Origin of the sequence: Methylobacterium phyllostachyos (assembly GCF_900103445.1) — a bacterium.
Lineage (GTDB): Bacteria > Pseudomonadota > Alphaproteobacteria > Rhizobiales > Beijerinckiaceae > Methylobacterium > Methylobacterium phyllostachyos.
Window position 1 is genome coordinate 118,820 of record NZ_FNHS01000005.1, and the last position, 19,418, is coordinate 138,237.

Consider the following 19,418-nt stretch of genomic DNA (forward strand, 5'->3'; position numbering starts at 1 on the left):
CGGTCACGCGGTCCCGCGGATGGGTACGGCGCGGCCACTATGGTGGCTGTGGCAGCGGGTGCACAGGCTGCTATCAATGCGGTCGCATCGCTTTTCGATGCGGCAATGCCGCGACCAAGCCGACACGGTCTTGGGGCGTCATCGGAGCGCGGGAGCGCGCCGAACCGGGCAGGCTATCTTTGTCCGCTCGAAAGGCGCAGTGTGTCGACACCACCGGATCGGTTGATCCAGGCTCCGGTGGCTGAGGGTTCGTGCCCCCGCCTGCAACGGACAGGCGCGGATGGCTGACCGCCTCAAGTTTCCCATCAACACCCGCTCACGGCACGCGCGCCGCGCCTATCAGGTGCATCGGTTCGCCGGGAGCGGTGTCGTGATCGCGTCCCGGATCATCACGGCCCGCGATGACACCGATGCCCAGCGGCAGGCGGCGGGTCTGGCCGCGGGGGATCGCGCTGAACTCTGGGCGAGCAACCGCCTCGTGGCCGTGTTCGGCGCGTTTGGACATCCGGTCGCGACGTCGATTCGGTTGCTCGCGGACCGGCCGACGACGGGGTCGTGAGACGACCCTGTTCGGCTTCACAGCATATCCAGGAGCGAGACCATGGCGACGGAAAAGAAGCGCGGGAATCGCGAGACCAAGAAGCCGAAGAAGCCCGTGCCCAAGACCAACGCGGCGGCACCCTCCAGCAAGGGCACGGTTGCGACCGCCATGAAGACCAGCGGGCGAGGCTGAGGCGATGCGTGAGCGCCACGATCGGTCGCGATGATAGAGCCTAGCCGCCCGCGGATGTGCCCGGTGATGCGCAAGCTGATCACCGTAATCCTCCGCCTGTCGCAGCATCCCGGCCTTCAGGAGCGGGGGCTGCTGATCGATCGACTTACGGATCTTGAAGCGGAGGGCATTGCCCGGGATGTTCCACGGCGGACCGTGGAGGCGATCCGGGCGACCCGGTTGAAGCTGCGGGTCGAGGACCTGATGCCCAAGATGCCTCTGCCGCGCGGCCACTGATGGACTTGAGCATGACGGAAGGTAAGGCGTGCCCGGATGACCTTCGGGCGCTCGTCAGCCGGGCGGACCGGGACGATCTCCGCACAGCGCAAGACATCCTGATTCAATGCATCCTGCGCGAGGACGGCGCAGACCGACGGATGGCGGTCCTCGACACGCTACGCGCCGAGCTCACGCGCGACGATCAGGCGGGCATCAGCTCGCCGGAGCAGCGCGCCTTCCACACGGTGCTCCTTTCGATGATCGAGCGGACACGCACGATGGCAGGATCGACGGCGCGATAACGTTCCGCCACGGCACGGACCTATTTGGAATCGCGCGGTGGCGGTCTCAGGCCCTGACGCGTTTCGGCGATCTCACCGAACCTCTGCGCTGATGTACGCGACTCTCATCGAGGACGCTGCGCCGACCTCTGCTGCGGGCGCCGTGTCATCGGAGTGCGATGCTTGCTGCGCCGGCGTTGGCGGCCTGTTGAACGGTGGCACCATTTCTCAAGGCCAAGGCAATGGCGATCGACATGGTATCGATGGCAAGCGCACGGTCCTGTCCGTAATCATAAGAACTGTTTCGTCCCGAGCTCAGCCGCGCATAGTAGGCATCGGGAAACTCTTGATCGATCCGTGTTCTGAGGAGTCGCACAGCGGCGGCATAGCGATCTTCGAAATTCCGGGCCTCGGTGGCCGACGCGCCCTCGAACGTTCCATCCTCCCTCTGCTGGGCGACCGCACGAGACCTGCGCGCGTGCGCGCTTCCGAGGAAAGTTTGAAGTGTCTTGGAGATCAGCCATCGGATGAGGGGCATCGGAATCTCCTGACTGGGTAGCGTCGAACGACACTTGGCGGACTCGATAGCGATCCCGATGCTCTTTAAGCCACGCCCCGCGCACCGCAGTGGATGCGTGTGTCGCTCATCATCGGCCTGCCCGCGCGAAAACGGCGATGCCCGTCGCATTGCGCTGGGGACTCGCCCGGAGTGATGCCGAAGACGTGCTGACAGGACGCATCGCCGAGCGCTCGCGCCGCAACCGAGGCTGCCCAGGACCGGTCGACGCCCGCGAAGCAGCAGACGCCCCTCGGCATGGGTATTCAGGCCTTCTGCGGTGGCCTGCTGGTCTTGAAGTTTCTGGTCTTCGGCTCGGGGGGGAGCGGTTCAGGTTTGCTGGCCAGGAGGCGCTTCACGCGCTCGTTGAAGTCCTCGGGCGTGACCGCCTGTGCTTTGCCGGTCGTAAATTCACGCGCCATGTCTGCTGCTCTCCGCTTCTTCGCCCAGGGCACGGAATTGCGCGGAGGGAATACGAGGCTATGCGCCTTCTGGGATGAAATGACTACTGCTGATTCTTCTTATTGTTCGACCGGACGGCAGGCCCCCGGAAAAACTGCCGGCTGTTGACGGCGAGGCTTGTCCGTACGCTCGGTTCACGCGGCCGGTCGTCTCACATGCCGCCAAGCCGTGATCGCGCTCCGTCTCGCCTCGAAGGTCGTGCGCAGCCGCGAGCCGGGCTCACCCTGACGCTCGATGCCGAAGCCGTGGAGCAGAACCGCATCCGGTCCAAAAACACGCCGCATCTCGGCGCGCCAGAGGCGATCCGTAACGGTCAGGGCACGCTCGGTCTCCGCAAGGCGATCGATGTTCAAACCTGACCTCCTCCGTTCACCGCCTCCTCTCACAACGCGATGCCCCGTCCGGAGGTCCAGCTCGACCGTGAGAACAGTTTGCGCCACGACGTCCCTCGGCGCTTCGCCGCCCATCGCGGTTGGGTCAGAGCGCCCGCGCGAGACCGGCCTCCAGATCGAGGGCGCTGGCCGTCTGCTGAGAAAGGCGGACACCCGTCGGCTCGACGGTCGCGTCCTCCTTGACCGCCCGGCGCACGATGGCCAGCGCTTCGGTCTCGGATGTGGTGATCGCGACGTAGAACATCACCAACTGCCCGGACAGTTCCGCCTCGTCAGGCCGCGTCACCTTGAGGATGTAGGCGGTCTGATTGGGTTCGATCATCGCCGCTTCAGCCGAATGAGAGGGCGTGTTCATCATCGCGAGCTTCAACAGCCTGAATTGCACGCTGCCCGTCGCATCTCCGCGCGGCCAGCAAACCTTGGCGGAGGCACGGTGCGGGGCGTCGTCTCCCCGTCAGAAGGCTCGGTCTGCCAAAACCGGTCACGACGCGCGCGTGAGTTCGCCTTCCCGCACGGCACGCTCACCGCCCGCGGACCGGATTCGATACGTCGGCTCGCCGGAACGGTCGTCCGGTGTCAGGCGAATGACCTCGAAGAGGCCGTCGACGATACTCTTTCCGCCAGCATAGCTGACGCCCAGCTGCCGGACCTGCTGGCCAATCTTGAACTTGTGGGACATGGGCTTCCTCCGGGTGATGGCGTTTGCTGGCTGGGACCGGCTTACCGGCGGGCCCGCGCCTTTCGGGCCGCAAACCGTGCGTCGCGCGCGGCTTTCTGCTCGGCCGCGAGGGCAGCCTGTCGCTCCGTCTTCTCCGCCGCCTGGCGGACGCGCTCGGCGGCGGCGTCGGCCTCTGCCGCCAGGATCTCCGCCTCGCGCTCGGCCTGCGCGGCGAGACGCGCTGCTTCCCGTTCGGTCGATCGCACCTCCCGCGCCTGAATGACCGCATGCCGCACCGCCTGGCGGGCGAGGACGGCCGGATCATCCGCTGCGGGGCGCGCCCGGAAGCGGGCCAGTGTGGCCTGCCGCGCTTTGGCCGTCGCTTCGAGACGATCAACGAGTTGGTTGCTTTTGAACGGGTTCACGGACTCTCCTGAAGCGCACCGGAGTTCAGCTCCGGAGCGTGAAATCAAAAAAGCCGCTCCGCGATGGGAACGGCTTCGAAGCGCGTCACAGGCGGACGCGCGCTGCTCAGGCGGCCTGAAGGCTGCCGGCCGACTGTTTGCCGCTCCGGCGGTCGGTCTCCATTTCGTAGGAAACCTTCTGGCCCTCGCTCAGGCCCTGCATGCCGGCGCGCTCCACGGCGGAGATGTGGACGAACACGTCCTTGCCGCCATCATCCGGCTGGATGAAGCCGAAGCCCTTGGTGTCGTTGAACCATTTAACGGTGCCGATGGTCATCAGTAATCCATATCACGTTAGGCAAACAATTTGGCCGGGCGCACGAATCGTACGCGCCCGGTCGCTGATCGTCGAAAATGGGAGAGATGCAGAGCGCTCGCCCTGTTGAGGCGATACGGCCGAATGTCTGGCCAAAAGTCGATGGATCATCTGTACGCTATCGGCTGGGCAATGACAACTGCGCAGAAAAATTGTTTAATTCTTGCCGATGTACGCGGAAATTATTTATCTCGCGCGATCGCCTCGGGCACGCCCGTGACCAGCTGTGGCAACGCGCCGAACCGGCTTCCCCCGCACCTGATCCTGCCCGTGTCGCAATGGCGAGCGTTACCTTCGAGCCAGGCGCGCGGACGGCGCAGCTCACGCTACCGCTTGGCCAAACGCCGATCGGCACGTTCGGACACGGATGGCTTCAGCGCGCGTGGTTCGATCGAGGAGGTCGCGCCGGGCCGTCACCCCATCCAGGCGAGAGCTGCCGTGGCGGCGGCAGGTCTCGCAGTCGATCGCTGGCCGGTCGCCGGGGATGTCGCCCAGGCGCTGGACGGCGCGTCAACCAACCTTGTCCGTGGCCTCACACGTAACCGAGCGACATCAGGCGCCCCTGCCCGGGGGCCATGTCCGATTTGAAGCGGTGACGGCTGTTCGGCACCCGCGAAGTTCGACAGCACGCGGATCGGATGGCGCTGAGTCGCTGACAGGAGGCGGTTTCCAGAATTGGACCATGTGGTGCGTGGGCGTGCGCGATGCCGCAGGCCGGCCGGTGCTGTTTCGCGCGTTCACCACCGTGACGGTGGATGGCACGCGGGCGTGGGCGGCGGCATGGCGATGAAGACCAGCTATGTGGTGCAGCCGTTCGAGCTGCACCGGAAGCGGCTGCGTCCGGCGCGGCAGGAGCCGGCACAGACCGAGAGCGGCGCGCTGAAGAAGGCCGAGAACCTGGCCAAGCGGATGCCGGGCGCGGCGGCGCTGAAAGTGGTGGCCGACGACGAGACCGGCGAGCTGGAGGGGGTGACGATCCTCGGCCAGTGGGGCGAGATCCCGGATGACTTCGCCGAGAGCTTGCAGGGGGGCTGAGGCATACCCGGTACAGGGCCAAGCCCTGCACGAGCAGGCCTTGGCTTGGCTCAACAAGCTGATCATCACGATGAAGCGGCACGCGACGCTTAATGAGGCGGATCGCCACCTAATTGCGACCGTATTCGAGCAGGTTAAGGCCCGCTTTGCCGAGAAGTTTGCCACGACGGGATGGCGGGCGCATAAACGGTTTCTCGAGAATCACGATGCTTTACCGCTCGGTCGCCGGCGATTATAGGCGTGCCCTAGATGTGCTATATCGGTACAGCAGATCGATCGATGGATGTGAGAAGCCGCTGCAGTTATTGTGTATTACGAAGCATTAGATTATCTTATGCAGAAATTAGATTTCGACCTTCACATGGGAATTGAGTCGGTATGCTTTTAGATCATGCAATCGTGCTGCATGGTGGGCACATTGAGAGGCAAGGCGACCGCTTCATCTTCAGCGACGGAGCTGTCAAACACCTGTTCGGCTACGGGCTGTTTCTGCGGGAAATTAGGCCGGCACGATGCTTCGACGATGATTTGGTTGAGGTCGATGCATATTTTACCCGTCGTATCCCCAAAAGCGATATGACCGGCACACTGAAGAAACTTCGATTTATCGAGGAAGTTTTAGACCTGAAAAACTACGATTATGGTGCAGAGCTGGTAGGTCCATACCTGCGGCATCACGAGAAGGCCAATTGAGAAGATCGCCTCCAGGGGCTGACAAGACATTGCGTCCCGGTTGGGGAAGCCGCACCTGGCGAGCTGATCCGACGATAAGGGACACTGCGCCGGAGCGCTCTCAGCCGAAGTGGACGTTGGTTCGGCGCAAGAGCGCGCGTGCAAACACCGGCTGAGAACCGTGAGCGATTGAAACGCGATCGGGCACGGCTCTCAGAGTCCGCTCAGCCCCGCCCCGATCTGCTCACGGGGCGGGGGGCGTCCGATCTCACCAGCGTGTGAGCCGAGCCGATACGCAACGTGGCTGTGAGGCAGGATGAACGGTGTCGGTTAGCGGCGGGTGCCGATGGCCCGGCGCCGCGTGTCCCGGGCTGGGACCGTGCGAATAAAGCCTCGCGTGGCGATGCCGACCGTCACGACGAGACCGGCGGCCTCGAAGTTGGCCTGTCGTCTGAACTTCACCAGGTTCCAGCCGTTCCCGTGCCGCAACAATCGCACGGATGATTTCATGACTCGCTCTCTCGTGGCGCTCGCAGGGGCCCTGACCCTCATCCTCGCCGAGCCGGCGTCGGCGCAAGTCGTGACTGGCGGCGCGGGAAACACCGGCGTCGCGCCGCCAGCGACAACTGGCGGCGCGGGCCCGGGTGCCATGGATCTCGGCCCCAGTCCGATCACCCGGGGCAACGAGGCCAACCCGAGCAACTCGCCGATCCCGGGCACGACGCCAAGCGTCAACATCGGCGGCACGCCCACCAGCGGCCCGCCCGGGACGGGAGGCACGGCCGGCGGCCCCTCGCTCGGCCGGTAAGGCTGCTCGGCCTCGCCCCGATCTCTTCACCGGGCGGGGCGGGGCCGATCTCCCAGCGGTGGGCCGCTACGCATCGGGGTTCCGCTCGACAAGCCGAAGGCTATGACTGCGTCTTGAGGTAGGCGATCACGTCGTTGATCTTCTTGTCGTCCGAGTAGCCCTGGAAGATCATCTTGTTGCCGGGCACCTTCGCCTTCGGGTTCTTCAGCCACTCGTGCAGGTTGGCCTCGTCCCAGGTGATGCCCGAGTTCTTCAGCGCGGCCGAGTAGTTGTAGCCCTCGTAGGTGCCGGCCTTGCGCCCGACGACGCCCTTCAGGTCCGGGCCGACGCCATTCTTCTGGAAGTTGTGGCAAGCCTTGCACGGGGCGAACGCCTTCTCGCCGGCTGCCGCGTCGCCAGCCTCCTGGGCCTGCGTCGAGAACGGAACCAGAGCAGCGACGATGACACCAAAAACCAATGACCGCACAGAACCCCTCCCCAAATCCATCTTCCTATGCCGAACGATTCCAAACGCTCGGCATATTGGGGGATTAGACGTTGGGGCCTTCGACTTAATCCGGATCGCGGCGGTCCGACGAAGGCCGCCCGGTCGAAGTGCGAACGAAAAGGCCCCGCGCGGCGGCGGCCGGCGGGGCTGAGGTGGTTGCGTTCACAGGAGGTAGACGCGTCGGCCGCCGACTTAATCCGCACATTCAGTTCGAAGGGGACGATGACGGTGTCCATGCAGGATTCCTCTCCTGAAGTCGGGTTTCCTGAACGGGATCGGCGGATCGGTTAACCTTCGGGCCGGCGCGGACCTGTCGACCGTTTCGGACGTCGAGCCCAAGGGCGATCGCGAGATCGGGCACGCGGCATCAGCGGGCCGCGCCACCCCTGCCCCGACCTTCCAGACCGTGTGCAGCGTGGGCGATTAGCGCCGCCTGGTGGGTCTGCTCGCGGATCGTGTGCGTGACAACGACGCCCCGCAGTTCCTGTCGCTCGCGTCTTGCCGCCGCGCGTGACCGTTCCCTTTGAAGCACGCGCGGCCGGTCGCATCCCGCGGATGCTGGTTCGGATCGAACGTCTTGAGTGTCTCGTGTGCGCTGTCGCGGGTGCAGAACAGCGCTTTGGTGTCAAAAGGGCCGCGGCCGGTCGGCCCACCTCCTGCTGTTCGCGCGGCATCACCGCCACCGTGCCGAGATCGTCGATCGGCAGCACGTTCGCCTGCACCGTGAGCTTGGCCGCGTCGCCGCTGCGGCGGTCGAGGTTTCCCTTCGCGCCGATCTCATCGCGGTCCATGATCCCGTTCTAAGCGAAGGAGGCGTAGAGCTTGGCCCGGGACGCGCTGTCGGCCCGCAGCAGGCCTTCTACGGTGAACTCGGCGTAGAGCGCTGCCCGCTCGGCCGGCTCGATCCGCCGGAGCTGCGCCCGCGGGCCGAGCCTCAGCCAGGACCAGGATCCCGCTCCGGACGCATTACCATCATGATCCCCTAGGTCAGGCTGTTTCGGAATTCTACAGCCGGAAGGTTCCTCGACTTCTCTATAGGAATTGTAATTTTACTCGACGCATCGGATCCAGATTCCAATCAAGTGCTTATAGGGGCATAATACAACTGACGAAAAGGTGAACGCATTTTTGGCCAATATCCATATCTACGTGTTTTTTCCTGCTGCGGTGCCAACCAGATTGTGCAAAACCGATCCCGTCGGCACGCGCCGATGACGCCTGCGCCAGTGTCTCTTCACCCCCTCGATCCGCTGGCGCAGGCGTCCACAATCCAAGACGGCGATCCGGGTTAGAGTCCCGTCAGTACTGGATCGATCTTCGCGTGTCAGGTTCACCAACCAGTATCGATGAGCCCGGTCCCGGAACACCTCTATATCGGGTGTTCCGCCTCAGCCCCGATGGACGCGTCAAGGACAGTCATACGATCCAGGCCCGAACCGATGACGAAGCGAAAGCCGTCGCGGCGACGCTGCTCAACGGTCACGGCATCGATCTGTGGGAGCGTGCCCGTTATCTGGCCAGTTACCCGCCTCGGAGCGCCCTCTATCCTGAGCCGTAGCCGCCAGGATCCGGCTACGGTGCGCACGTCCAGTGCCCGCCGGGGATCGCCGTGGGCGCTGAGCACTGTCCGCTTCGACGCTTCTGCCGCTTGAGGGTGGAACGCCGTTAGTCCACTGCAGGCGGCCGTTCCGAATCCGACCCGCTGCAGCGGTTCACCGATCATGGATCCAGGCCATCATGCATCGAACGCCCCGTATGCGTGGCTGTCTGCAGCACGGGCGCCTGCTCGGCATAGGCTGCAATCTGGTGTGGCCCGACCCACCACGATGACACGGAGTCTGATATTCACGGCGCGAGACCAGCAGATTTCACGCGCCTAAACCGATTGGTAAAAACATAAAAACTCAATTCGAGCAGACGCAAAGGTGGGAAGCAAGCTCCAGAAGGGATTGTCTGAGGATATCGGGTCGAACCGGTTTGTGGAGAAGGGGGATTTCACTATCCGCGGCTTCGCGCAAACGTGCGGGCGCGGTGTCACCGGTGATGAGAATCGCCGGGATGGCCTGATCCCAATGCCGCCTGAGCAAGGCGATGGCGTCGGCGCCCGTTTGGCCCTCGCGCAACCGGTAATCGCAGATCAGCGCATCGGGTGCTGACTCGCGGGACAGGGCCTGTATCGCCTCGTCGGGCCGCTCGAAGGCCCAGCTCACGCATCCCCAGCCGGTCAGAAGCGCCACCATCGCGTCCCGCACGATGGCATCGTCATCGATGATCAGAATACGAGCGCCGGACAGATCGCTCTCCTCCGGAATGTTCGGCGAAGGGGCTTCGTCGGACACGACCTCAAGCGCCCTTGGAAGGAGGATACGGAACACGCTGCCGGTGCCCGCCTTGGATGAGAGGGATAGGGTGTGACCCAGGGAAGTCGCGATCCCCCGCGCGATGGCCAGTCCGAGGCCGAGGCCCTTATGACGGTCGCGCTCAGGATTCCCGAGCTGGTAGAATTCGCGGAAGATGTCGTCCTGCCTGTCTTCGGGGATGCCGATCCCCGTGTCGTAGACTTCGATCGACACTTCGGGGCCCCGGCGACGGCAGCCGATGAGCAGGCCGCCGCGATCGGTGTACCGGATGGCGTTGAGCACCAGATTGCGGAGCACCAGTTCCAGCAGCGCGGCATCGGAGACGATCGCCAGATCCGTCGGAAGTGTCCGGTAGATCAGGCTCTTGGCGTCGGCAAGATGAGCGAGATCGGCCTCGATCTTGTCCAGCAGTGGCTGGAGCTCGAACGCCCGTGGGGAGGGCTTTACCACCCCGGCTTCGAGGCGGGAGAAATCCAGCAGCGTGTTGAGCATGTCGGTCGAGGCGATATTCGCGGCCTGCGCGTTCTGGAGGATCCGGCGCTGCGGGGTGCCGAGATCCGTCTGGCTCAGGGCCTGCAGGAACAAGCCCAGGGCATGAACAGGCTGGCGCAGATCGTGACTGGCCGCCGCGAGGAACTGCGATTTCGCTGTGTTGGCGTGCTCCGCATCGAGACGCGCGCGATGGGCCGCATCGGTCTCGCCGCGCAGTTGTTCGACGAGGGCCATATTTTCAAAGCGGAGTTCGATCGATTCTCGGACCTGGCGGCTGGCGAGCACGACCTGACCATACTGCCCGGCCACAAACAGGAGCGAGCAGATTGCGAGGGCGCGGTAGGGTGCCCCCCCCAATGACCAAAGGGTCCCGGCCGCCAGAAGGGCGACGGGGATGACGAGCGCGAGATACAGATGGCGCCGCGGTGCGAGGAGCGAAACGCCGTTACTGCAGGTCGCACCAAGCAGTGACATCGTCAGGATGCTGACCGCAGGCACCTGCAGCGGGAGCGCGATACAGATCAGCGAGCCTAAGATCGTGCCTTCCAGAATCTTGCTCAGAAAGACGACGCGCTCGACCTGGCGAGCGCGATCGGGCTGGCTCACGACGTGCCGCGCGCGCCTCGCGTAGAGCGCCGCCGCGACCCGCTCGGTGAGGAACGCGACGTACCAAGTCAGCAGGATGCCGTGAGGCGCCAGCGTCCAGAGCACGACGAGCATCAGGGTCGATACGAGGAAGCCGACCGCGACCGACTGTGCGACACCGTCTAGAACAAGTCGTAACTCTTCGGCTGCGATCCAATGATCCTGGGGTGGGTTCACCGGATCAGGCCGAGCTGCTGCGCCTTGAAGACGGCCTCCGAGCGCCGGGTGACGCCGAGCGCTGCGAGCAAGCCTTGCACATGACCGCGAACCGTATGTTCCGATAGTCCCAGCCGGCGCCCGATCATCTTGTTGGACAATCCCCGCCCGACGAGGCTGAGCACCTCGGCTTGCCTCGGTGTTAGAGACGGCCAGAGAATAGTGCCAACCGGCGGGGCAACCGCGGATTGGTGCAGAATCTCGCGCAACACTGTCATCATCCGATCGGGCCGATCTGCTTTGGACAGGAACGCGCAAGCGCCTTGAGCGACTGCCGTATCGACCGTATTCGGCAGATCCAGGGCAGAGACAATGACGATCCTGGCGGCCGGCCAGCGTTGCCGCAGGAGGCCCATCCCTTCCAGGCCGCTGATTCCGGGCAGCTGGATGTCGAGGAGGATGATGGTCGGGACGACTGCGACGAGGGTGAGAGCGTCGTGCAAGGACGGGCTATCAAATATCGGAATGGTGTCGAATGCCGTAGACAGCATCGATACGATCCCTGATCGAAACAGGGCATGGTCGTCGATGATGAGTATCGCTTCGGGCGCCATGCCAAACATACCTAAAGCAATCGCATAGGTGCCGTCACGCGGCGTTGACCAGTCCATCTGGACTGGTCAACGCCGCGCTTTCGATCCGCTAGGATACCAACGATTGGTCGATGCGTGCCCGCCGGATCACGATGGACGGTGGCTCTGCCCGACGGAATCGAATCGAGGGGATCTGATGGCTCGTCCCGATCCGAAGCGCCGTGGTGTCCGCTGTTTGCCGAGGCGCAGCATCGCTTGCCGGAAATCCGTGCCGACGCATGGTAGAGGGCGCGACCTGATCGTGCGGTGGATTGGTGCCGCCGCGGTAAAGCGGCGGAAATCCGCCCGTCGCGCGACCGATCCGGTTCCCTGTCGCGACACGGTGATAAAACTCACCTGGGCGCAAACGCTCGGGCGGGACTTGAGCCAAAGATCGAGCGTGCCCAATTTATCAGCCGATATTCTCGCAATAAGGTCGCGTACGTACACGCTGTGTGCGTAAGCCACGTTTTGTTGAGATGCGCGAGGCTCTGTATCGCCTTTGATCCTGAACCCGACTTCCGGGCAATGCTCTGGAGCAGGGATATCTTGTGCGCTCGGTCGGTACCGGGGGCGTCCGCTCAGGGCGCTCTCCGCTGAACTGGACGGCGGTTCGCCGCCAGGGCGCGCGCCAAAACAACGGCTCCGGACGGGTTCGCCGCCTGGACCTGGGCCCGTTGGCTCAGATCAGCCCGCTGGCTGGACCGGACGTCAGCGTTCGGCCGGCGCGGGTGACGAGCTTGGCGAAGGCCAGAGCCGCGGCGGAAGCCTGCGCCGCCGATGGGAAGGACCGGTCCGATTCCAGAACCGTCATCTGCGTCGCGTCGAGGAGAGCCCAGGTCCACAGGTGCCGACCGGTTGAGCGGATCTCGAAGTGCATGGCGGGCTCGCGTGATGAAACATGCCCGCATCTTGCACCGTGAAAAGGCTCGCGGTGTTAATGGCTTGTCCGGCACAACAACCTGTGTCGGCCAGCACCAAATTTGCCCCCGCCATCCCCGCAGCTCACAGCTTCGATCGGCTACGCCCCTTCGCCGCGAACCGGCAGACGGGGATGCGCGCCCATCTCGAGCGATCCATCTATCACCGCGTGATAAGGTGTATCGTTTCCGACGCATTCTGATACTTGCGATAATAGAAGATTGTACCGCTAACTGAGCGAAACCAACGACGGATCAAGGGCTCGAATAGATGCATGGCCACAAGGGCGACGGCGAGCGAGGACAGAGCTGCGACCGTCGCGATCAAGGCCGGAGATTTTATGCTCCATTGATCGGATATCATGGCGGTGAAGCGGATGACGGGGTAGTTGACCACATATATAGGATAACTGATCGCGCCGAGAGCCCGACAAATTCCCGAGAGACGTGGATTTATCTGAGTGCCAGCGGCGATATAGATGATCAGCGGGAATAGTATAAACACCGAAAAAAGCTGGATGTTGACGTCATGAAGCGGAAGTAGCAGGAGCCCGGCTAAGATCGGGATTGTGAGATAGCCGCGACGGTTGGCGATGATCGGCAAGCGCTGGATCAGCACGCCGCACGCGAACGGGTACACGACGCGGATCGAGCCACACCAAACCCCAACCTGCATCCCGCCGAAATCGAGGGAGAGTGCGGCATGCGCGACTTCGGCGCTGACGTAGGCCGCTACGCAGATCAGGCTAACAAGACCCGGCTTGCGTAAACGGGCCAAGCCTAACGCAAAAGCGATGCTGACAAGCATTTCTTGCAGCAGCGACCACAGAGGCGGATCAACGCCAAACGCCTCAGAGTAAACCGGCAGCAGATTGCCGGTTGGTAGCAGCAGGGCGTTGAGCAGTGTCGCCGTAATCGCCGCGGCGGTGCTGACATCGCCAATGACGAAACACCGTAGGAGCAGAAAACACCCCCCGATCAGTGCTCCGAAGACGGCAAGGGGCATCAGCCGGGCTGCACGACGGCACAGGAAGGGCCACACATGACGGTCTTCTTCGGGCCGGCTCATGTAAGCATGTGCAATGACGAAACCGGATAGACAAAAGAAGAAGTCGACCGCCAAAAATGCGTGCCGGGGAATGATGTAGACCTTGCATACGCAGACGATGTGCAGCCAGAGCACGATGATCGAGGCGACGCCTCGCAATCCGTCGAGAAGATCATAGCGCTGGGATTTTGGAGCTAATCTTACTTGAGGCATGCAAAGGATTGAGAAATTCGCACTTAAGAACGTCATCTTCCTGTGATGCCGAACTGTTATTGAAGAGATATTAAGTTGGGCTGTGATTGACGGGGACAATTCGGCTTCTGTTGGGCGTCACCCGTTGCGCCCCTCCTCGCAGCCGACAACATCGTCCGTGCTCGCCCAGGCCAACGACCGCCGGGGCCGCAAGGGGCGGGTCGACGAGAAGGGGGAATGGCACGCCTACCGGCCGGCCTCGAATGCGGACGACATGGCGACGACAAAGCGTTGATGCCAAAGCGTGCGCCCGGCAGCCTCGCCCGCCTTCGACACCTCGCTAAGACCGGACCGTGATTCGACCCGGTAAGCGCCGTCATGCGGCGACCGGAGATCCTTGGCCTCGTTGTGGCCCAACCGAACCGTCCGCCGACACCGTCGGGTACAAGATCGCCGATCCAACACGCGATGCGCCGGGGGGCGCCACGGTTCTCTCTCGTGCAGGCCGGGCTAAGGCAATGCGTGATGAACCCTCGCCGCCTGCGCCTGCCACGACGCCTGCACGCCGGATGTGGGCCCGCCGTGCCAGCCGGCCGATATGCGCGCTCTGGCGGGCTTGGTTGCCGCCTTCGCGTCCGGCGCGGCTCCGTCAGTGCGTCCGGCGAAGCTGGCTCGGTGAGGTGCGGACGCTTGGTCTCCTGCTCCCGGCTTAGCCCCGCGCGGTCGAGCGGGTTGCTCAAGACGGACCCTTGGGTATCCTCTCGGGATGGCATGTAGCCTCGCTGCCAGGCGGAGCATTCTGCACGACGCACGATGATCTTGAGAACCGCGCTGATCGGAGGGCTCGTCGTGGCGCTTGCGGGCAGCGTAGGCGCTGCGGCTGTCGCACGGCATGGGCAGCCCCGCAGGAATGCTCCTCGTGCGCCGATCGACCCGCTGCAATTCGGCAACCCGCGACTGCCGCCGCTGCGGCCTCCGGATGACGGCATCATCCATTGGAACACGCCCAACAAGGATGGCAATCTCGGTGGTCCAGGGGCGGGTGGAAGTGGTGGTGGAGGCGGCTGATCTGCTCCGCCTTCGCCATCTGCCCCCGGTTCCGCACGCAGCCATCAAAGATGCGGCGCACCCCGTCAGGAGCGCGCCGCAAGTTGGCTCGCGGTCTCGTTGACGAGCCGGCGCTTATGGCAAAGCCCGGGCCATGAAGAACCCGCGCCGGTGAGCCGGGCGGCCTGAGTAGCCGTTGCGAGACTTTGAGGGCCCTGTCCGGTCGCGTCGATCGGAGCCACCTCGCATCCCTTGTCCGGGGACTTCAGGCGCGAGGAAGGATCGATGCGGAAGGCTCAGCGCGCCGGCGCGGATGTGGCGCCGCCCGGGCCGACGCCGGGACGCGTGGTGCCGGTGCCCGGCACGGTCGCTGCACCCGCAGCCCCGGTGGGCGCGCCGGTCGTCGAACCGGTGGTCCGTTCGTTCATCTTCTCGCTGTTGCTCTTCACGCTCCCGGGATTGTTCATATTGCCCGTCGCGCTTCCGCCACCCGCGGCCGTTTGCGCGTAAGCCGCACCGGTCAGAGCAACAGCCAGCGCTGCAGCGAGACCGCAAATCTTCATATTCATGAGCGTTTCCTCGATCGTCCCGGTTCGGGATCTGAGACCAACGCGGTTTGTACTTCTGTAGTTCAGTAGAAAATGATGAGCGGCGCATTCGAAAGCCGTCTGACGCAGGCGTTTCGAGCCTTACGCCTTCGGGTCCGTCACTTGCGGCACGATCGTGTCGATCGAGCGCGCCAGCCTGTAGCCGCCGATCTCAAGGGAAGCCGCGGCCACGGCTCGGTGGGCACGCGCTGGAGCGCGCCACCTGCCCGAGCTTGCCGCTGGCGTTGATGGTGAGCACGATGTGGCGGCCCGCGAGCAGGATCGGCATGACGCGGGCGAACTCGATCGTCGCCGTGGCCTCCTCGGCGACGGAAGGCCAGCCAGAGTTACCCGGGCTGTCGGGATCAGAACAATGCGTTGCGGAAAGCCGCGGTCCCGGTCGAGAGATACGCGGGCTTGCCGTCGGGTATATGACCTGACGATGCTGGTGCTGACCGCAGGTTAGCTGGCCTGACCCCGGAGAGAGGGCGAGAAGAGTCGGCCCGCTGAGATCGGGTTCGACGTAGCTGTCGTCTCCCGACGGGGCTTGCGGAGTGCCCGAAAGCCTCGACGAAGTCGCGGAGGCGGTCCGCCCCGGCAGAGGGGCCTCGGCGACCGATCGGCAGGGTCAGCCTCTTGCCGGTGAATGGCCTGCGCGCCTCCAAGACCCGGTCATCGGCAGGACCGTCCGGCGTGATCGAGCGGTCAAGGCGTGAATCGGCCCTGGACCCGGAGGCGTCGTTCGGGGTAAGATGCGCGCGAGGTTGATGACCGGTTCATAATAACGCTTCAGGACCCGGGGGCGGTACCCGGCGCCTCCACCAGAAGCATCCTGCCCCGGATACCGCACGGGGGCGAGGGCGAGCGTCCGGCGTTGCGGACAGCGCGCTGCCAGGATGCTTCTCGTGGGGGTGAAACAGGTTCGACTGGGCGGTAAAGGGATCGCGAGTTCTGTCCTGCTTCGGCAGGGTAAGATGCGGCTTTCGGTAAGGACTCGACCGGCTCAGCGCGGGCAACCCCCGTTCCGAGCACCTGACCAAAACTCTAAATGCCAACGACAACGTCGGCATGGAGATGCGCCTCGCGGCGTAATCTTCCGGGGCGTGGGCACGCCTAGCAACAGAACCCGGGGCTTCGGCCCCGGGGCCCGCCATTCCAAATCCGGATATGACGGGCGGTGCTTGGTCGGAGCAGCCGGTCCATGCTGGGCTCGCGAGAGCTCAAGGCATCATCACGCCAGCTGACCCGCTCAGCATTGCGTCTTGTGATGAGCGTCCCACCCGGTGAACGGCCTACAATTGGCAAGCCCTTCGAGGCCGTACGCCCTAAGGCAGGCGGATTGTCATTCTGCGGGACCGCCCGGATACCCACCTTCGGCGTGAGATGGGTCGGCCAAGACAGCAATGCCGCGCCGCGCCGAGCGGTCGCGCTGAATTTATGTATTGAACTAGATAATATCTGAGCGATTGACCTGTCATGGAGTAAGCCATGACAGCAATCCGAACCATAATCGCCGCCTCCTTATTGAGTGCATGGCCATTTGGCGTGGTCTTCGCGCAGACGGATCAAATGGGTACTGATAGCGGCACGTCGCCGGCCGCGACACTGCCCGACCCGGTCACGGTCGAAAAGACCAAGCCGCCGATCCGTGATGCGAGCCCGGCCTCGGTGAAGCCCGGCGAGCGTCCGACGCCGGAGCAGGTCTCGAATGACACGATCGTCGACAAGGTCTGTGTGGGGTGTCGCGCCGAACCTGCGACGGCCGATCCATTGTCGCTGAGGATCCGCCCGTCCGGTCCGCCGGAAAGGCGCGACGGCCAGTTGGACGCGCGCGGCGGCCGGCGCGATGCACGCTCGACCGTGGGGGAGCCGAGGCAGCAACCGGATCTGGATACCGTCGCCCTGGCTTCCGCGCACCGCGAACGCGCGGAATCGGTAGACGAGAAGACCACCGGGCTCTGGCAGTCCTGGGTGGTATCGGTCTGCGACGGCTGCGGTGACCAGAAGCCGGCGAAAGCCCTCAAGCTGGAGGATTGGCCGTACCGGACCAGTCCCGTCACCACCGGATCGGTTCTCCACAAGGCGCTCCCGGTTGCGGCGCGTGCCGATGCCAAGCCCTCCGCCCCGCACCCGCACGGAACCCTCGAAGCGGATCTCTCGCCGGAGAATGTCGACTCGATCAGGCGCATGCCGCAACACTGATATCGGCGACCGCACAGGTCACGGGAACGCGCTCTGCAGAAATGACCGATGATGCGGCGCAAGACGGCGCGTCACATCAAGAGTTCGTCGCCCGTCTCGACCGCAACGAGGCCGGGCCTGGCGCCGGGCCCGGCGATGAGATCCTGCGCGATCACTCCGCGGCCGAGACAACAACTTCCGTTCCTCATTGTAGAAACCATCGAGATATCGTCTACCAATTGCCCGATCGAATCTGTGCTGGCACGGATTTGTGACGATCAAGCAAGACATATCGCGATTTGATTTCTTGAGGATGATATGAAGGTGACGATCGGTAGAAAAATATTCTGCCTCTTGGGGGGTGCCATACTGTCATTCATGCTCATCGTGAGCGTGCAGCTTCTATCCCTGGGAACGGTGCTGATGGAGGGCCGCCAGGGCACTGTTCGAGCCCAGGTCGAGGCGGCGCACAGCGTCGTGGCCGCGTTCGCCAAGCAGGCCGAGGCCGGGACCCTCTCGATCGACGAAGCGAAACAGCGCGCGGCCACGGCGCTGCGGGCAATCCGCTACAATGAGGGCGACTACGTCTTCGTCTACAGCTCGACCCCGGGCGATCTGGGCCGCAACGTCGTTCATCCGGATCCCAAGGTCGAGGGCACCAAGTCCCGGGACGACGAGGCCATGAAGAAGACCTTCGTCGGGCGGATGATCGAGGCCGGCCGGGCTGGCGGCTTCACCGCGTATAGCTGGCCACGCCGGGGCGAAACCGAGCCTGCTCCCAAGATCGCCTACTCGCTCAGTTACGAGCCCTGGCAATGGGTGATCAACTCCGCCTTGTATGTGGATGATATCCGCGCGGCGCGTCGGGCCGAGACTCTCACCGCCCTGGCTTGGCTGATCCCGCTCGTGATCGTGATCGGCGTTTCGGGTTATCTGCTGGCCCGCAGCATCACGCGGCCCCTCGGCGCCTTCACCGCGGCCCTCCGCCGGTTGGCGAGCGGCGAGATGGCCGTGGCCATTCCCGGCCTCGGCCGGCACGACGAAATCGGTCAGATGGCCGACGCGGCCGGCGTGTTCCGGGACGGCATGATCCAGGCCCAGGCCTTGTCCGCCGAGCAGCAGGCCGAGCATGCGCGCCGGCAGGAGCGCGCCCGCTGGATGGAGGACACGACGCGCGGCTTCGACGAGGCGGCCGGCCAGCTCCTGGCGCGCGTCGACAACGCCGCGGCCGGAATGCGCGAGGCCTGCCGTGCGATGTCGGAGACCACCGTGGAGGCGGCGCAGCAAGCCGGCTTGGCGGCCGATGCCGCGCAGCAGGCGGCCGCCAACGTGCAGACGGTCGCGGCAGCCACCGAGGAACTCTCGGCCTCGATCGGTGAGATCGGGGGGCAGGTCGCCAGGTCAGCCGAGATTGCCGGACAGGCCGTCGGCGAAGCGGAGCGGACCGATCGGCAGATCCGCGGCCTCGCCGGGGCGGCGGAGCGGATCGGGGAGGTCGTGCGGATCATCTCGGCCATCGCCGAGCAGACGAATCTCCTGGCGCTCAACGCCACGATCGAGGCGGCCCGGGCGGGCGAAGCGGGGCGCGGCTTCGCCGTGGTAGCCGCTGAGGTGAAGGGGCTGGCCGGACAGACCGCCAAGGCCACCGAGGAGATCACCGCGCAGATCGAGGCGATTCAGGGGGAGACGACGGAGGCGGTTGCGGCGGTTCAGTCGATCGGCAAGACGGTCAACCGGATGAACACCATCTCCAGTGCGATCGCGGCGGCCGTCGAGCAGCAGCGCTTCGCCACAGGGCACATCTCCGAGAATGTCGATGCGGCCGCGCACGGGACTGCGGCGGTCAGCCGGAACGTGGTCTCGGCTTCGACAGCGGCGGCCTCGACGCGCAGGGTCGCCGACCATGTCGGATCGGCCGCCGATGACGTCTGCCACAGCGCCGAAGCGCTGCGCGGCGAGGTCATGCGTTTCCTTACCGCGATGCGGGCCGCCTGAACGGGGGCGACCCACATCACGCATCGCCCCCGCGCCCGGTC

25 protein-coding genes, 1 other RNA gene and 1 pseudogene are annotated in these 19,418 nt (G+C 64.5%); 13 read left to right on the top strand and 14 right to left on the bottom strand.

The features are described from left to right. The first annotated feature begins 280 nt into the window (after nucleotides 1–280). The 4 genes from BLQ49_RS09495 to BLQ49_RS29635 all read left to right on the top strand — a co-directional run bounded on the left by BLQ49_RS09495 (nucleotide 281) and on the right by BLQ49_RS29635 (nucleotide 1,293). Entirely contained in the window at nucleotides 281–559 is a 279-nt protein-coding gene (locus BLQ49_RS09495; RefSeq protein ID WP_091715332.1) for a hypothetical protein, read from the top strand. A gap of 42 nt (nucleotides 560–601) precedes the next feature. Then, a complete protein-coding gene (locus BLQ49_RS30600) occupies nucleotides 602–733 on the top strand; it encodes a hypothetical protein (protein WP_280140959.1) in 132 nt (43 codons plus the stop codon). A 66-nt stretch (nucleotides 734–799) separates the two neighbouring features. Then, nucleotides 800–1,009, top strand: a complete 210-nt coding sequence (locus tag BLQ49_RS09500; protein WP_244507523.1) for a hypothetical protein — start codon at nucleotides 800–802, stop codon at nucleotides 1,007–1,009. A 140-nt stretch (nucleotides 1,010–1,149) separates the two neighbouring features. Then, nucleotides 1,150–1,293 carry a hypothetical protein gene (locus tag BLQ49_RS29635; protein WP_167627680.1) on the top strand — a complete coding sequence of 48 codons (144 nt, stop codon included), beginning with the start codon at nucleotides 1,150–1,152 and terminating at the stop codon, nucleotides 1,291–1,293. A 145-nt stretch (nucleotides 1,294–1,438) separates the two neighbouring features. Here BLQ49_RS29635 and BLQ49_RS09510 read toward each other — a convergent pair whose 3' ends face one another. The 7 genes from BLQ49_RS09510 to BLQ49_RS09535 form a co-directional block, all read right to left on the bottom strand. After that, nucleotides 1,439–1,810 carry a hypothetical protein gene (locus tag BLQ49_RS09510; protein WP_091715337.1) on the bottom strand — a complete coding sequence of 124 codons (372 nt, stop codon included), beginning with the start codon at nucleotides 1,808–1,810 and terminating at the stop codon, nucleotides 1,439–1,441. 284 nt (nucleotides 1,811–2,094) lie between these two features. Continuing rightward, complete coding sequence (locus BLQ49_RS29640) at nucleotides 2,095–2,250, bottom strand: hypothetical protein (protein ID WP_167627681.1); 156 nt, start codon at nucleotides 2,248–2,250, stop codon at nucleotides 2,095–2,097. A gap of 174 nt (nucleotides 2,251–2,424) precedes the next feature. Then, nucleotides 2,425–2,643, bottom strand: a complete 219-nt coding sequence (locus tag BLQ49_RS09515) for a hypothetical protein (RefSeq protein ID WP_091715339.1) — start codon at nucleotides 2,641–2,643, stop codon at nucleotides 2,425–2,427. 124 nt (nucleotides 2,644–2,767) lie between these two features. Continuing rightward, on the bottom strand, nucleotides 2,768–3,052 hold the full coding sequence (locus BLQ49_RS09520) for a hypothetical protein (protein WP_244507524.1): 285 nt from the start codon (nucleotides 3,050–3,052) through the stop codon (nucleotides 2,768–2,770). A gap of 111 nt (nucleotides 3,053–3,163) precedes the next feature. Beyond that, nucleotides 3,164–3,361: a hypothetical protein gene (locus BLQ49_RS09525; RefSeq protein ID WP_091715340.1), complete on the bottom strand. Its 198-nt coding sequence runs from the start codon at nucleotides 3,359–3,361 to the stop codon at nucleotides 3,164–3,166. 41 nt (nucleotides 3,362–3,402) lie between these two features. Next, nucleotides 3,403–3,765 (bottom strand): DUF6481 family protein, encoded by a 363-nt coding sequence (locus tag BLQ49_RS09530; protein WP_091715342.1) that lies wholly within the window; start codon nucleotides 3,763–3,765, stop codon nucleotides 3,403–3,405. A gap of 106 nt (nucleotides 3,766–3,871) precedes the next feature. Then, nucleotides 3,872–4,081 carry a cold-shock protein gene (locus tag BLQ49_RS09535; protein WP_091715344.1) on the bottom strand — a complete coding sequence of 70 codons (210 nt, stop codon included), beginning with the start codon at nucleotides 4,079–4,081 and terminating at the stop codon, nucleotides 3,872–3,874. 287 nt (nucleotides 4,082–4,368) lie between these two features. Between BLQ49_RS09535 and BLQ49_RS30230 the strand changes: the two are divergent. The 4 genes and pseudogenes from BLQ49_RS30230 to BLQ49_RS28900 form a co-directional block, all read left to right on the top strand. Further along, nucleotides 4,369–4,531 (top strand): annotated as a pseudogene (locus BLQ49_RS30230) (cupin domain-containing protein); the annotation flags it as partial. Nucleotides 4,532–4,900: 369 nt separating this feature from the next. After that, nucleotides 4,901–5,155, top strand: coding sequence for a hypothetical protein (locus BLQ49_RS09545; protein ID WP_091715700.1), 255 nt, complete (start codon nucleotides 4,901–4,903; stop codon nucleotides 5,153–5,155). Nucleotides 5,156–5,195: 40 nt separating this feature from the next. Further along, entirely contained in the window at nucleotides 5,196–5,393 is a 198-nt protein-coding gene (locus tag BLQ49_RS28895; RefSeq protein WP_143012235.1) for a hypothetical protein, read from the top strand. Nucleotides 5,394–5,533: 140 nt separating this feature from the next. Continuing rightward, entirely contained in the window at nucleotides 5,534–5,848 is a 315-nt protein-coding gene (locus tag BLQ49_RS28900; protein ID WP_143012236.1) for a hypothetical protein, read from the top strand. Nucleotides 5,849–6,157: 309 nt separating this feature from the next. On the opposite strand, the gene BLQ49_RS09550 is transcribed toward BLQ49_RS28900, so the two are convergent. Then, complete coding sequence (locus tag BLQ49_RS09550; RefSeq protein ID WP_091715345.1) at nucleotides 6,158–6,337, bottom strand: hypothetical protein; 180 nt, start codon at nucleotides 6,335–6,337, stop codon at nucleotides 6,158–6,160. On the opposite strand from BLQ49_RS09550, the gene BLQ49_RS09555 reads away from it, so the two are divergent. Continuing rightward, nucleotides 6,336–6,635, top strand: a complete 300-nt coding sequence (locus BLQ49_RS09555) for a hypothetical protein (protein WP_091715347.1) — start codon at nucleotides 6,336–6,338, stop codon at nucleotides 6,633–6,635. The genes BLQ49_RS09550 and BLQ49_RS09555 overlap by 2 nt on opposite strands. A 100-nt stretch (nucleotides 6,636–6,735) precedes the next feature. Here BLQ49_RS09555 and BLQ49_RS09560 read toward each other — a convergent pair whose 3' ends face one another. The 6 genes from BLQ49_RS09560 to BLQ49_RS09590 form a co-directional block, all read right to left on the bottom strand. Further along, complete coding sequence (locus BLQ49_RS09560) at nucleotides 6,736–7,101, bottom strand: c-type cytochrome (protein WP_091715348.1); 366 nt, start codon at nucleotides 7,099–7,101, stop codon at nucleotides 6,736–6,738. A 1,925-nt stretch (nucleotides 7,102–9,026) separates the two neighbouring features. Continuing rightward, nucleotides 9,027–10,694: an ATP-binding response regulator gene (locus BLQ49_RS09570; RefSeq protein WP_244507525.1), complete on the bottom strand. Its 1,668-nt coding sequence runs from the start codon at nucleotides 10,692–10,694 to the stop codon at nucleotides 9,027–9,029. A 98-nt stretch (nucleotides 10,695–10,792) separates the two neighbouring features. Next, nucleotides 10,793–11,446 carry a response regulator gene (locus tag BLQ49_RS09575; protein WP_244507526.1) on the bottom strand — a complete coding sequence of 218 codons (654 nt, stop codon included), beginning with the start codon at nucleotides 11,444–11,446 and terminating at the stop codon, nucleotides 10,793–10,795. Between the two features lie 643 nt (nucleotides 11,447–12,089). Further along, on the bottom strand, nucleotides 12,090–12,287 hold the full coding sequence (locus tag BLQ49_RS09580) for a hypothetical protein (protein ID WP_091715354.1): 198 nt from the start codon (nucleotides 12,285–12,287) through the stop codon (nucleotides 12,090–12,092). Nucleotides 12,288–12,490: 203 nt separating this feature from the next. Continuing rightward, a complete protein-coding gene (locus BLQ49_RS09585; RefSeq protein ID WP_091715355.1) occupies nucleotides 12,491–13,624 on the bottom strand; it encodes an acyltransferase family protein in 1,134 nt (377 codons plus the stop codon). Nucleotides 13,625–14,910: 1,286 nt separating this feature from the next. Then, nucleotides 14,911–15,183 carry a hypothetical protein gene (locus BLQ49_RS09590; RefSeq protein WP_091715357.1) on the bottom strand — a complete coding sequence of 91 codons (273 nt, stop codon included), beginning with the start codon at nucleotides 15,181–15,183 and terminating at the stop codon, nucleotides 14,911–14,913. Between the two features lie 790 nt (nucleotides 15,184–15,973). On the opposite strand from BLQ49_RS09590, the gene ssrA reads away from it, so the two are divergent. The 4 genes from ssrA to BLQ49_RS09605 all read left to right on the top strand — a co-directional run bounded on the left by ssrA (nucleotide 15,974) and on the right by BLQ49_RS09605 (nucleotide 19,377). Next, nucleotides 15,974–16,146, top strand: a transfer-messenger RNA (tmRNA) gene (ssrA, locus tag BLQ49_RS30875). Between the two features lie 543 nt (nucleotides 16,147–16,689). Further along, nucleotides 16,690–17,403, top strand: a complete 714-nt coding sequence (locus tag BLQ49_RS09600) for a hypothetical protein (RefSeq protein WP_091715359.1) — start codon at nucleotides 16,690–16,692, stop codon at nucleotides 17,401–17,403. A 41-nt stretch (nucleotides 17,404–17,444) separates the two neighbouring features. Beyond that, the gene (locus BLQ49_RS28905; RefSeq protein WP_143012237.1) at nucleotides 17,445–17,657 is read left to right on the top strand and encodes a hypothetical protein; all 213 of its coding nucleotides are present in this window, start codon (nucleotides 17,445–17,447) and stop codon (nucleotides 17,655–17,657) included. A gap of 103 nt (nucleotides 17,658–17,760) precedes the next feature. Continuing rightward, nucleotides 17,761–19,377, top strand: a complete 1,617-nt coding sequence (locus BLQ49_RS09605; RefSeq protein WP_091715360.1) for a methyl-accepting chemotaxis protein — start codon at nucleotides 17,761–17,763, stop codon at nucleotides 19,375–19,377. Nucleotides 19,378–19,418: the final 41 nt, after the last annotated feature.

What these genes read in the sequence shown, in the direction of transcription:
- BLQ49_RS29640 (WP_167627681.1), bottom strand. Translation starts at nt 2,250, where the DNA reads ATGGCGCGTGAATTTACGACCGGCAAAGCACAGGCGGTCACGCCCGAG.
- BLQ49_RS09585 (WP_091715355.1), bottom strand. Translation starts at nt 13,624, where the DNA reads ATGACGTTCTTAAGTGCGAATTTCTCAATCCTTTGCATGCCTCAAGTA.
- BLQ49_RS09500 (WP_244507523.1), top strand. Translation starts at nt 800, where the DNA reads ATGCGCAAGCTGATCACCGTAATCCTCCGCCTGTCGCAGCATCCCGGC.
- BLQ49_RS09590 (WP_091715357.1), bottom strand. Translation starts at nt 15,183, where the DNA reads ATGAATATGAAGATTTGCGGTCTCGCTGCAGCGCTGGCTGTTGCTCTG.
- BLQ49_RS09570 (WP_244507525.1), bottom strand. Translation starts at nt 10,694, where the DNA reads ATGCTCGTCGTGCTCTGGACGCTGGCGCCTCACGGCATCCTGCTGACT.
- BLQ49_RS09495 (WP_091715332.1), top strand. Translation starts at nt 281, where the DNA reads ATGGCTGACCGCCTCAAGTTTCCCATCAACACCCGCTCACGGCACGCG.
- BLQ49_RS09545 (WP_091715700.1), top strand. Translation starts at nt 4,901, where the DNA reads ATGGCGATGAAGACCAGCTATGTGGTGCAGCCGTTCGAGCTGCACCGG.
- BLQ49_RS28900 (WP_143012236.1), top strand. Translation starts at nt 5,534, where the DNA reads ATGCTTTTAGATCATGCAATCGTGCTGCATGGTGGGCACATTGAGAGG.
- BLQ49_RS09580 (WP_091715354.1), bottom strand. Translation starts at nt 12,287, where the DNA reads ATGCACTTCGAGATCCGCTCAACCGGTCGGCACCTGTGGACCTGGGCT.
- BLQ49_RS09525 (WP_091715340.1), bottom strand. Translation starts at nt 3,361, where the DNA reads ATGTCCCACAAGTTCAAGATTGGCCAGCAGGTCCGGCAGCTGGGCGTC.
- BLQ49_RS09600 (WP_091715359.1), top strand. Translation starts at nt 16,690, where the DNA reads ATGACAGCAATCCGAACCATAATCGCCGCCTCCTTATTGAGTGCATGG.
- BLQ49_RS29635 (WP_167627680.1), top strand. Translation starts at nt 1,150, where the DNA reads ATGGCGGTCCTCGACACGCTACGCGCCGAGCTCACGCGCGACGATCAG.
- BLQ49_RS28905 (WP_143012237.1), top strand. Translation starts at nt 17,445, where the DNA reads ATGACCGATGATGCGGCGCAAGACGGCGCGTCACATCAAGAGTTCGTC.
- BLQ49_RS09575 (WP_244507526.1), bottom strand. Translation starts at nt 11,446, where the DNA reads ATGGACTGGTCAACGCCGCGTGACGGCACCTATGCGATTGCTTTAGGT.
- BLQ49_RS09535 (WP_091715344.1), bottom strand. Translation starts at nt 4,081, where the DNA reads ATGACCATCGGCACCGTTAAATGGTTCAACGACACCAAGGGCTTCGGC.
- BLQ49_RS09555 (WP_091715347.1), top strand. Translation starts at nt 6,336, where the DNA reads ATGACTCGCTCTCTCGTGGCGCTCGCAGGGGCCCTGACCCTCATCCTC.
- BLQ49_RS09605 (WP_091715360.1), top strand. Translation starts at nt 17,761, where the DNA reads ATGCTCATCGTGAGCGTGCAGCTTCTATCCCTGGGAACGGTGCTGATG.
- BLQ49_RS30600 (WP_280140959.1), top strand. Translation starts at nt 602, where the DNA reads ATGGCGACGGAAAAGAAGCGCGGGAATCGCGAGACCAAGAAGCCGAAG.
- BLQ49_RS09510 (WP_091715337.1), bottom strand. Translation starts at nt 1,810, where the DNA reads ATGCCCCTCATCCGATGGCTGATCTCCAAGACACTTCAAACTTTCCTC.
- BLQ49_RS09550 (WP_091715345.1), bottom strand. Translation starts at nt 6,337, where the DNA reads ATGAAATCATCCGTGCGATTGTTGCGGCACGGGAACGGCTGGAACCTG.